General features: G+C 64.6%; 9 protein-coding genes and 1 pseudogene. 5 read left to right on the top strand and 5 right to left on the bottom strand.

The window, feature by feature from the left end; translation table 11 throughout:
* The 4 genes and pseudogenes from Q1V43_RS16030 to Q1V43_RS16015 all read left to right on the top strand — a co-directional run.
* Window positions 1-313, top strand: a pseudogene (locus tag Q1V43_RS16030) (CDP-glucose 4,6-dehydratase); the annotation flags it as partial.
* A complete protein-coding gene (locus Q1V43_RS16025; RefSeq protein WP_300520235.1) occupies window positions 310-852 on the top strand; it encodes a dTDP-4-dehydrorhamnose 3,5-epimerase family protein in 543 nt (180 codons plus the stop codon). The pseudogene Q1V43_RS16030 and the gene Q1V43_RS16025, both read left to right, overlap by 4 nt.
* Window positions 849-2,057, top strand: a complete 1,209-nt coding sequence (locus Q1V43_RS16020; protein ID WP_300520232.1) for a class I SAM-dependent methyltransferase — start codon at window positions 849-851, stop codon at window positions 2,055-2,057. Before Q1V43_RS16025 ends, Q1V43_RS16020 begins: the two co-directional genes overlap by 4 nt.
* A complete protein-coding gene (locus tag Q1V43_RS16015; protein ID WP_300520230.1) occupies window positions 2,057-3,166 on the top strand; it encodes a DegT/DnrJ/EryC1/StrS family aminotransferase in 1,110 nt (369 codons plus the stop codon). The genes Q1V43_RS16020 and Q1V43_RS16015 overlap by 1 nt, the downstream gene beginning before the upstream one ends.
* A 102-nt stretch (window positions 3,167-3,268) precedes the next feature.
* On the opposite strand, the gene Q1V43_RS16010 is transcribed toward Q1V43_RS16015, so the two are convergent.
* The 5 genes from Q1V43_RS16010 to Q1V43_RS15990 are packed head-to-tail and all read right to left on the bottom strand — an operon-like array spanning window position 3,269 to window position 7,647.
* A complete protein-coding gene (locus tag Q1V43_RS16010) occupies window positions 3,269-3,958 on the bottom strand; it encodes a metallophosphoesterase family protein (protein ID WP_300520227.1) in 690 nt (229 codons plus the stop codon).
* On the bottom strand, window positions 3,939-4,928 hold the full coding sequence (locus Q1V43_RS16005) for an ATP-grasp domain-containing protein (protein WP_300520224.1): 990 nt from the start codon (window positions 4,926-4,928) through the stop codon (window positions 3,939-3,941). Before Q1V43_RS16005 ends, Q1V43_RS16010 begins: the two co-directional genes overlap by 20 nt.
* Window positions 4,925-5,644, bottom strand: a complete 720-nt coding sequence (locus tag Q1V43_RS16000; RefSeq protein ID WP_300520222.1) for a class I SAM-dependent methyltransferase — start codon at window positions 5,642-5,644, stop codon at window positions 4,925-4,927. Before Q1V43_RS16000 ends, Q1V43_RS16005 begins: the two co-directional genes overlap by 4 nt.
* 15 nt (window positions 5,645-5,659) lie before the next feature.
* Window positions 5,660-6,811: a class I SAM-dependent methyltransferase gene (locus Q1V43_RS15995; protein WP_300520220.1), complete on the bottom strand. Its 1,152-nt coding sequence runs from the start codon at window positions 6,809-6,811 to the stop codon at window positions 5,660-5,662.
* Complete coding sequence (locus tag Q1V43_RS15990) at window positions 6,811-7,647, bottom strand: phytanoyl-CoA dioxygenase family protein (RefSeq protein WP_300520217.1); 837 nt, start codon at window positions 7,645-7,647, stop codon at window positions 6,811-6,813. The genes Q1V43_RS15995 and Q1V43_RS15990 overlap by 1 nt, the downstream gene beginning before the upstream one ends.
* A 148-nt stretch (window positions 7,648-7,795) precedes the next feature.
* On the opposite strand from Q1V43_RS15990, the gene Q1V43_RS15985 reads away from it, so the two are divergent.
* Window positions 7,796-9,034: a glycosyltransferase family 2 protein gene (locus Q1V43_RS15985; RefSeq protein WP_300520214.1), complete on the top strand. Its 1,239-nt coding sequence runs from the start codon at window positions 7,796-7,798 to the stop codon at window positions 9,032-9,034.
* Window positions 9,035-9,198: the final 164 nt, after the last annotated feature.

Below are 9,198 nucleotides of genomic sequence, written 5' to 3'. Positions count from 1 at the left end.
TGGCGCGACCCATGCCCGGGCCTATAATTTCGGGCCGGATGCCGCGGCCACCCGCACCGTGCGTGACCTCGCCGACACCGTTCTGACCCTCTGGCCGGGGTCCTGGCGCGACACCTCCGGTCCCGGCCAGCGCCACGAGGCTGCGCTTCTGAGCCTCGACATCGGGGCCGCGCGCGCCGATCTGGGCATCACGCCCCGCTGGGGTTTCGACCAAACTATTGAAAAGACGGTTGAATGGTACCGCGCTGCCCATGAGGGCGCGGACCCGGTCGCTCTCTGCCGCGCTCAGATCGCGGCCTTCGGCACACCATGATTTTCACCGAACTCCCCCTTTCCGGCGCCTACGGGATCGTCCCGGAAAAACGCGGCGACGCGCGCGGCTTTTTCGCCCGCATCTTCTGCGAAGAAGAGTTCGGCGACCGTGGCCTCAACACCGGCTGGGCACAGATGAACATCTCGCACAGCGCCGAGGCCGGAACGTTGCGCGGCTTGCATTTCCAGCGCCCGCCCATGGCCGAGATCAAGCTGATCCGCTGCATGGCGGGCCGGGTTCTGGACGTGATCCTTGACCTGCGGGATGAGTCCCCGACCTTTGGCCAACACACAAGCGTGACGCTGGACGCGGCGACGCACAACGCGATCTATGTGCCCGAAGGGTTCGCGCACGGGTTTCAGACGCTTGTGCCGGGCTGCGAGCTTCAGTATTTCCACTCCGTGCCCCATGCGCCAGACCACGAGGGCGGCGTGACTCCGCTGGACCCGTGCCTGGGGATCGACTGGCCGTTGCCCGTCGCACGGATGTCCGACCGCGACCGCGCCCTGCCGAAACTGACAGAGGTATCTCCGCTGTGACCCAGACCTGCCGCCATTGCGCCGCGCCTCTGACGCTCGAGTTTCTCGACCTCGGCCATGCGCCGCCGTCGAATGCCTACCTGACCGAAGCCGACCTGACACGGCCCGAACAGACCTTTCCGCTCAGACTGATGGCCTGCACCGGCTGCCGCCTTGTTCAGACGTTGGACTTTTCCGCCGCCGATGAGCTTTTCACCGAGGATTATGCCTATTTCTCCTCGACGTCGCAGGGTTGGCTGAGCCATGCGGCGGCGTATGTTTCGATGATTGCCGACCGGCTGGGTCTGGATGGCGCAAGCCACGTGATCGAGGTCGCCTCCAATGACGGCTACCTGCTCAGGAATTTCGTGGCCAGGGGAATCCCCTGTCTGGGCATCGAACCCACCCGTAGCACGGCCATTGCGGCCGAGGCGCTGGGCATCCCGGTACGGCAGGAGTTCTTCGGCGAGGCGATGGCCGCAACGGTGCCCGCCTCCGACCTGATCATCGGCAACAACGTTTATGCCCATGTGCCCGACATCAACGATTTCACCCGCGGGCTGGCAAAGGTGCTGAAACCGCAAGGCGTGATTACACTGGAGTTTCCGCACCTCATGCGGCTGGTCGAATTCGGCCAGTTCGACACGATCTATCACGAGCATTATTCCTATCTCTCGCTGATGGCGGTCGAGCGGATTTTCAAGGCCGCCGGGCTGGCGGTCTTCGATGTCGAGGAACTGCCCACCCATGGCGGATCGCTGCGGGTCTATGGCGGACATGCGGGCGCGCATGAAGAACGCGCCGTGGTCGCCACCCTGCGCGCCCTCGAGACCGCGCGCGGCATGGACACGGACGCCTTCTACGAAGGGTTCCAGCCGGTCGCGAACCGGATCAAGGACGATTTCCTGCGCTTTCTGCTGGATGCCAGGGCGGGGGGCAGGACCGTTGCGGGCTATGGCGCGGCGGCCAAGGGCAACACGCTGATGAATTATGCAGGCGTGCGACCCGATCTCATGCCTTACGTCTGTGACGCGGCGCCGGCCAAGATCGGTACCTGGCTGCCCGGCAGCCACATCCCCGTTCGTCCGCCCGCCGCCCTGCGCGAGTCCCCGCCCGACTATGTGGTGATCCTGCCCTGGAACATCGCCGACGAGGTGGCCGGGTCCCTGGCCGACCTCACCGACACGCAGCTTGTCACCTTCGTGCCCGAACGGCGGTATCTGTGATGGCGCGCGTCGCCTATACCCGTCCGTCGATCACCGAGGTCGAGGTAAAGCTGGTCGAGGATGCTGCCCGCACCGGCTGGGGTGCGAAGTGTTATGACTACATCCATCGTTTCGAGGCCGAATTCGCGGCCTATGTGGGCACAGAATTCGCCATCGCCACCTCGTCCTGCACCGGGGCGATGGAGATGGGGCTGGCGGGTCTGGGTGTGGGTCCGGGGGATGAGGTGATCCTCGCCGATACCAACTGGATCGCCACCGTGGCCCCGGTGATGCATCTGGGCGCCACGCCGGTTTTCGTGGACATCCTGCCGGACAGCTGGTGCCTTGATCCCGACCACGTGGCCGCGGCGATCACCAGACGGACAAAAGCCATCATCGCCACGCATCTCTATGGCAACCTGTGTGACATGGATGCGCTCGGGGCTCTGGCCGAAAGCCACGGGCTTGCCCTGATCGAGGACGCCGCCGAGGCGCTGGGCGCGCGCTGGCAGGGGGCACATGCGGGGTCCATGGGCACCTTCGGTACGTTCTCCTTTCACGGCACCAAGACGCTGACCACCGGCGAGGGGGGCATGTTCGTGACCAATGATACAGCGCTTTTCGACCGGGTCACGACGCTCTCGAACCACGGCCGCGACCGGGCGCAGGACAAGCAGTTCTGGGCCGACGTTGTGGGCTACAAGTTCAAGATGTCGAACATCCAGGCCGCACTGGGCTGTGGCCAGTTGAGCCGCATCGACACGCTGACCGCACGCAAACACGCCATCCTGTCCGCCTACAAGGCGCGGCTGTTGCGGCTGGACGGGGTCAGCATGAACCCCGAGCCGACCAACACGCGCAACGGCGCCTGGATGCCCACGGCGGTTTTCGATGCCCGGCTCGGCCTCACCCGCGAGAGGCTGCAGGAGGCGTTCGATGCCGCTGACGTGGATGCGCGGGTCTTCTTCTACCCGCTCTCCGAACAGCCGATGTTCGAGCCCTGCGACACGCCGCTCAGCCACGACATCTGCACCCGCGCGATCAACCTGCCCAGCTATCACGACATGACGGACGAGGACATCGACCGGGTGTGCTGCGTTGTCGAAAACCTGCACGGGCGCGCGACCTGAAGGAGTGGCTGCGCCACGCAGGTTTGTCTGATTGGGGGCCAGCCCCCAAACCCCCGGGCAATTTCCAGCCAGAAGAAAGGCCGGCCGTAGCCGGTGCCGGGATCAGTCCCGCCGCGTGATCCCGCTCACCTTGCCATTGATCTGGGCGCCGACAGGCAGGCCACGCCAGGTGAAATCCTCGTAGCCCTTTTGGCGCATCACCGCGATGGTGGCATCGATGTCATAGGCAACGCGGTGGAAGGTTATGGCCTCGCCGTCGAGCATTGCGTAGGCGGCGCGCGGGTCGCCATCGCGGGGCTGGCCGACCGAACCGGGGTTCACGAAGGTTCTGTCCCCGAAATCATGGCGCACCTGCACATGGGTGTGCCCCGCGAACAGGCGGCGCACGCCGGGCGGGAACGTGTCGGGACCGACCTCGTAGAGATATTCGTCCACATGGTCATTGGGTCCGCCATGAAGGAAAAGCGTGTCGCCCTCCGCGACATGATCACGCGAGGTCTTGAGCCAGGCGATACTGTCCTCGCTCAGTTCTGCGCGGTGGCGGTCGATGATGCCGGCCACGACCTTGCTGCGCTCGCAGTTCCGGCCGGTGGTGATATAGCTGTCGTGATTGCCCAGGATGTTGATGGCACCCGTGGCCTTGATCCTCTGCACGCAGTCCTCGGGCTGGCCGTTATAGCCGATCACGTCGCCAAGGCAGAGGATGCGGGTGGCCCCGCGCGCCCCGGCATCCGCCAGCACCGCCTCGAGTGCGGCGAGGTTGGCGTGGATGTCACTCAGAAGGGCCAGCATGATCGAACATATCCGCAATGTGGCGCTGGGCGTGTCCGCGGCGCAGCGTCGGAAGGCCGGGCATTTTGCCCATCAGGTAGAAATCGAGGCACATCGCCGCCTCGTTGAAGCCGAAGCCAGTGCGCAGCGAGGCCGAGCTGGAAAAGCGCGGGTTTATCTCAAGCAGGTAGGGTTTGCCCTGCGCCACCCGGAATTGCAGGTTGGTGGGGCCGATGGGGCGATAATGGGCGACGATCCTTGCGGTGGCCTCGGCGATGGCGGGATGGTCCACGACCTCGGCCGTGCCGGTATGACCCGAGCGCGTCAATGTGCGGCGAAAGATCAGCGGGCCCAGCGACGTCCCGTCACCCAAGCCGAAGACGCCGACCGTGTATTCCTCGTCATCCGTGCCGATGATCGTCTGGTAGAGTTGCGCGCCGCCGGTCTTCTGCGACCAATAGGCGAAATCCGCCTCGTCGCGCAGGATATGCAGCCCCTGGCTGCCTTCGCCCACAGCGGGTTTCATCAGGTAGGGCGGCGGCCCCAGGGGGCCTGCCAGCGCGCTCCAGCTCCCGGGATCGCACAGGGTCGGGATCTGCGGCAGCCCCAGAGCGGTGTAATCCCGGGCAAACGCGCGCTTGTCCTCGCTGAGGCGGATGAGGCCCATGTCGTTGAGCGCCAGCACCACGCCGCGATCCCAGAAGAACGGCGCATGGCTCATCAGGAACACCATGTCCACACTGATGCCGGGGATGATCAGCCTCACCCCCGCCTCGATGATCAGCGCATCCCAGAAGGCGAGGTATTCGGCGTCTTCCTCGTCGCAGCCGGGCTTTTGCACGGTCTCGTCACAGAGCGTTTCGGCCACAAGCGACCGGCGGCGGTCCAGCCCGATAATCTCGGCCCGCCCGTCCTGCCCGAGCCCCGCAGCAATGCCCTGGCCAATCAGCGCGCCCACGCCCGTGACGACGACTGCCGGGCGCGCGCTCACGCGGTTCCGGCCTCGACCAGAAGGGCGACACAGAGATCGGGGAAGTCCACGCCGACCTCGCACATGGCCCGCAGGTTGGCATCCATGTCATCCAGCGTCTTCAGCACCCCCAGCGGCAGCGGCTTGAGATAGATGCCTTCCTCGTTCTTGACCGAAAGGCCCGCGCTTTCCACTGCCTCGCGCAGCGTGTCGCGACAGAAATTGCGCTGGTGGCCCAGGATGTGATCGGTCTCGTTCAGCGCATAGATGTCGTCGATCATCCCCATGGCCAGGCCCAGCCGCCGGTTCATCGACTTGGCGTTGGGCACCGCGATCACGATCCGGCCGTTCGGCGTCAGGAACCCGGCGTAGCGCCGCAGGATCGCCACCGGGTCGTCCACATGCTCCAGAACAAACCCCATCACGATCAGGTCAAAGGGCGCATCCGGCTCCCAGGTCTCGAAATACCCCTCGGCCAGCGTGCCCGCGTAACCGGGGTTCTGTGCGCGGAAATGCTCGATCACCTTGCCCGAGCCCTCGACCACCACGTGGTCGTCGCACATGGCGGTGAAATAGGGCACCGTGTAGCCATGGCCCAGCCCCAGCTCCAGAAGCCGCCCGACATGACCCAGACGCGCGGCGACACGCTCGGGATACCAGTTCATGATCAGGTCGTTCTCGATCTCCACCGCGGGGGGCTGAAGGTATTTCGAGGCGACATCGTCAAGGTTCTGCATCGCGCCCTCCGGGGCTCAGTCGAGAAAGAAAAACTCAAGCGCCCGTCCGGCAAAGGTCTCGGCCATCGCGTTGCGGGCGATGCGCGGGTTGAGACCCACGAAGAGGGCGGCGGGATCATCGGAATAGGTGCCGGGCGGCACGACCGGGCAGCCCTGCATCCGCTTGCCGGCAAGGAATTTGTTCTGATCCACGAAATGGGTGATCTTTTCGGGTTGATCAAGGCAGCTGTAGATATAGTTGCCATAAATGCCCGCGCCATAGATCGCCCGCGGCAGGCCCGCGTCCAGCCCCGCCTCGAAGGCGGTGATGCGCGCCGTCAGCCCCGACCAGAAACCGGCAAGCTCGCAGGCCTTCGCGCGATCGGCGGCGAAATCGGGCAGGGAGGTCTGGCCATGCGCTTTCGTATGGTCGATCCGCGCCATGACCACGAAGGCCGCGGCGTGGGCCTCTTCGTCGATCTCGATGTCGGTGAACCCGTGGTTGCCCAGCATGTAGGTCAGCGAGGCGCGGCTGAAATGGTTCACATGATCGGCCACGATGAAATCTGCGGCATTGGCATACATGTTCGGCACGATGAAATAGAAATACCCGCCATCGCGCAGCAGAGCCTTCACATTGCCGATGATCTCGTTCAGCTCCGCCACATGTTCCAGCGCATAGAAGCTGAGCACAACGTCGATATGTCCCGACCAGGCCGGGTCCGGCTGAAACGCCGCATAGTAACGGGGCTCGGGAAACTTTTCCCAGAAGGGGATGTATTTGTCTGTGACATCAAATAGATAGGCCTCCATCCTGGGCGCGTTTTCGCGGGCCGAACGCAGTGTCGGCGCCTTGGCACAGCCGTAGTCCAGAACGCGGCGGAATCGGCTCAGGTCTATCTTGTCGGCCAGCACATTGGCCTGGTGTTCGGAGCGGTAGACCTCGCGCCCGCCCACGACCGCATAGAGCTGATCGTCGTCCTCGCCATCCAGGTTGATCTCGTACTCCTCGGCATAGAACCGCTCGAGATCGGGCAGGGCGTTGGTCTGCGCATGGCCACAGGTATCGCAGAAAAAGACCTGCGTTTCACCCTTCACCAGCGTGTTCATCGTGGTCAGCGAATGGGCCCGCCCCGAGCGATAGATCGGCGCGCCCAGATCGGTGCCGCAAACGGTGCAGCCGGGCATCACGCGCCCCCTTTGACGAAATTGTCGGGAAAGACGGATTCGACATCCGTACCTGTGGTGATCGAGGCCTTCCAGCCCACCTTCATGCCCACCGGGTCGGCATAGTTGAAGAACCGGTTCTGCACCGACCAGCGCGCGCGCCCCGAGCGATTCCAGCCAGAGCCATGGATGGTCAGGAAATCCATCAGCAGCAGGTCGCCCGGTCTGGTCAGCGGCGCGATATGCTCATAGCGTGCAACGACCTTGTCTTCGTCATGGATGCCGATCTGGTAGGCACCCTGCTTGTCGGCATAGGTCGTGCCGCGCGAATAGATGCACAACCCGTCCTTGTGGGATTTGGGCAGGACGATCACCGGCCCCATGTCTTCGGTAACCTCCGCCAGAGGTGTCCAGAAGACAATGCCATCCAGGCTTTGCGGCTGGAACAGGAATTCCTGGTGCCAGTGGCTGCGGAACTTGTCCTCCATCGGGTTGTCAATGCGGATGCCATAGGACGCCGCCCCGATGCCCGAGATGTCCGTGCCCCGGATGTCGCGAAACAGCGCGTCGGCGCGGGGGTGGCTGATCAGCCGCAGAAAGGCGGGGATCTGCTTGACCAGGTCATAGATCTCGCCGCCGATGGCCCGGTCATGGGCAATCAGCCGGTCATAGCCGCTGTCGAAGGTTTCGGGGCTGTATGGTACCCGCTCCAGCGTCACGCCGTGACGCGTGGCCGTGAGGCCGATGATCGTGTGGATGTCACGCAGGATCGGGTTGATATCCGCCTCGACATCGTAAAACCCGGGCAGGAGAACATAGCCGTTTTCGGCGAAAAAGGCGCGGTCTTGGTCGGACATGAGGGCCATGGCGGGCTCCTGAAAAGGCTCGCGCCTTGGTCTCATACATGGGGGAGGGCGTCAACATGAGGACAGGGTGGGCACTCGCCTGTTTTCTTTCACGGGGCGCAGGTGTAAACGGCCCCATCATCCGAGACCCGGGGCGTCCATGAAAGTCAGTATCGTCATTCCCAGCCGTGAACGCGGGGCCTACCTGGCCCATTCGCTGCGCACCGCGACGGCGATCGACGACGACGCGCTGGAAATCCTGGTCAGCGACAATGCCAGCACCGATGACACGGCCGACCGGGTCGCGGCGGTGGACGACCCGCGGGTGCGATACGTCAACACCGGCGCGCGGCTGTCCATGCGGCAGAATTTCGAGTTCGCCCTGCGCCAGAGCACCGGTGACTACATCATCACCTTCGGCGACGATGACGGGATGATCCCCGGCCAGTTCCCGGTGCTGCGTGGCATCCTGACCCGCCACAAACCCGACGCGGTCAGCTGGACGCTGCCCACCTATGGCTGGCCCGTGCCCGGCTATGGCACCAAGACCGGCGGAGTGCGGCTCACGCGCGAGGGTGCCTACGGGCGGCCCGCGCGGATCGATGCTGTGCGACGCCTGCGGCAACTGGAACAGGGCCTGTGCGACCCCGAACCGCCGATGCCCGGCCTGTATCATGGCTGCATGTCGCGGACCTATCTCGACGCGCTTTCGGGTCCGGGCGCGCCCTATTTCCGGGCTCGCAGCCCGGATATCTACATCACTTTCCGTGCGCTCCAGCATGGCGGCGATCTGTGGCACATCCGCCATCCGCTTTCTATCAACGGGTTCTCGCCCGCCTCCACGGGCGGCTCGATGCAGAGCTTCGGAAGTGCGGCCGAGAAAAAGGCCGACACGCGGTTTCTGACCGAGATCAGGACCGACGACGTGGACGACATCGTGCCGGTGACCAAATCCATGTCGCTGGCCTATCTCGGCACGCTCGAGACCGCGCGCCACCTCTACCCGCAGCAGCCGGTGAGCCCGGACTACGTGCCCTGGTACCGCCGCGCCCTCATGGATGCCGCGCGCAAGGAGCCGGCCACGGCGGCGGAAATCGAGGCCTCGCTCGATGGTCACGCCGTACAGTTTGGTACCCAGTCCGCGCTGGCCGAGGCCCGCCGCCTGGGTCCACCCCGGGGTCAACGGCTGGTAGACAGGCTGTCGCGCACGCTCGCCAAGCTGCACAGCTTCCGACGCTCGGCCGGGATCGACGGCGAAAACACCATATTCACTGCCGCGCGGATGTGTGACACTGTGCTGGGCAACGACGCGCAGGCCGTGATCGACGACACGCTCCCGCGCGGCGAGGCCTGGGCCAATGCCCGCAGACGCAGCCGCGCATTCGGCACGCAAATCTGACGATCCCCCGGAGGTTTCCCTTGTCCCATCCCGACGACCGCAAAGACTTCGCCGCCCACCAGGTCGCCCAGTCCAGGGCGCTGGGCGCCGACCGTGACGTGTTCAATGGTTCGACCGACTACATGCTCTCGATCGACAAATACGACTATTCCTACCTGTGGAAC

It is taken from the genome of Aliiroseovarius sp., assembly GCF_030148435.1.
Classification (GTDB): Bacteria; Pseudomonadota; Alphaproteobacteria; order Rhodobacterales; family Rhodobacteraceae; genus JASBTN01.
The sequence above is the reverse complement of the archived record's forward strand: the minus strand, read 5'-3'. Positions and strand labels throughout refer to the sequence as shown.

Coding starts and splice junctions, on each gene's coding strand:
- Q1V43_RS16000 (WP_300520222.1), bottom strand. CDS start 5,644: ATGCAGAACCTTGACGATGTCGCCTCGAAATACCTTCAGCCCCCCGCG.
- Q1V43_RS15990 (WP_300520217.1), bottom strand. CDS start 7,647: ATGTCCGACCAAGACCGCGCCTTTTTCGCCGAAAACGGCTATGTTCTC.
- Q1V43_RS15985 (WP_300520214.1), top strand. CDS start 7,796: ATGAAAGTCAGTATCGTCATTCCCAGCCGTGAACGCGGGGCCTACCTG.
- Q1V43_RS16025 (WP_300520235.1), top strand. CDS start 310: ATGATTTTCACCGAACTCCCCCTTTCCGGCGCCTACGGGATCGTCCCG.
- Q1V43_RS16015 (WP_300520230.1), top strand. CDS start 2,057: ATGGCGCGCGTCGCCTATACCCGTCCGTCGATCACCGAGGTCGAGGTA.
- Q1V43_RS15995 (WP_300520220.1), bottom strand. CDS start 6,811: ATGCCCGGCTGCACCGTTTGCGGCACCGATCTGGGCGCGCCGATCTAT.
- Q1V43_RS16010 (WP_300520227.1), bottom strand. CDS start 3,958: ATGCTGGCCCTTCTGAGTGACATCCACGCCAACCTCGCCGCACTCGAG.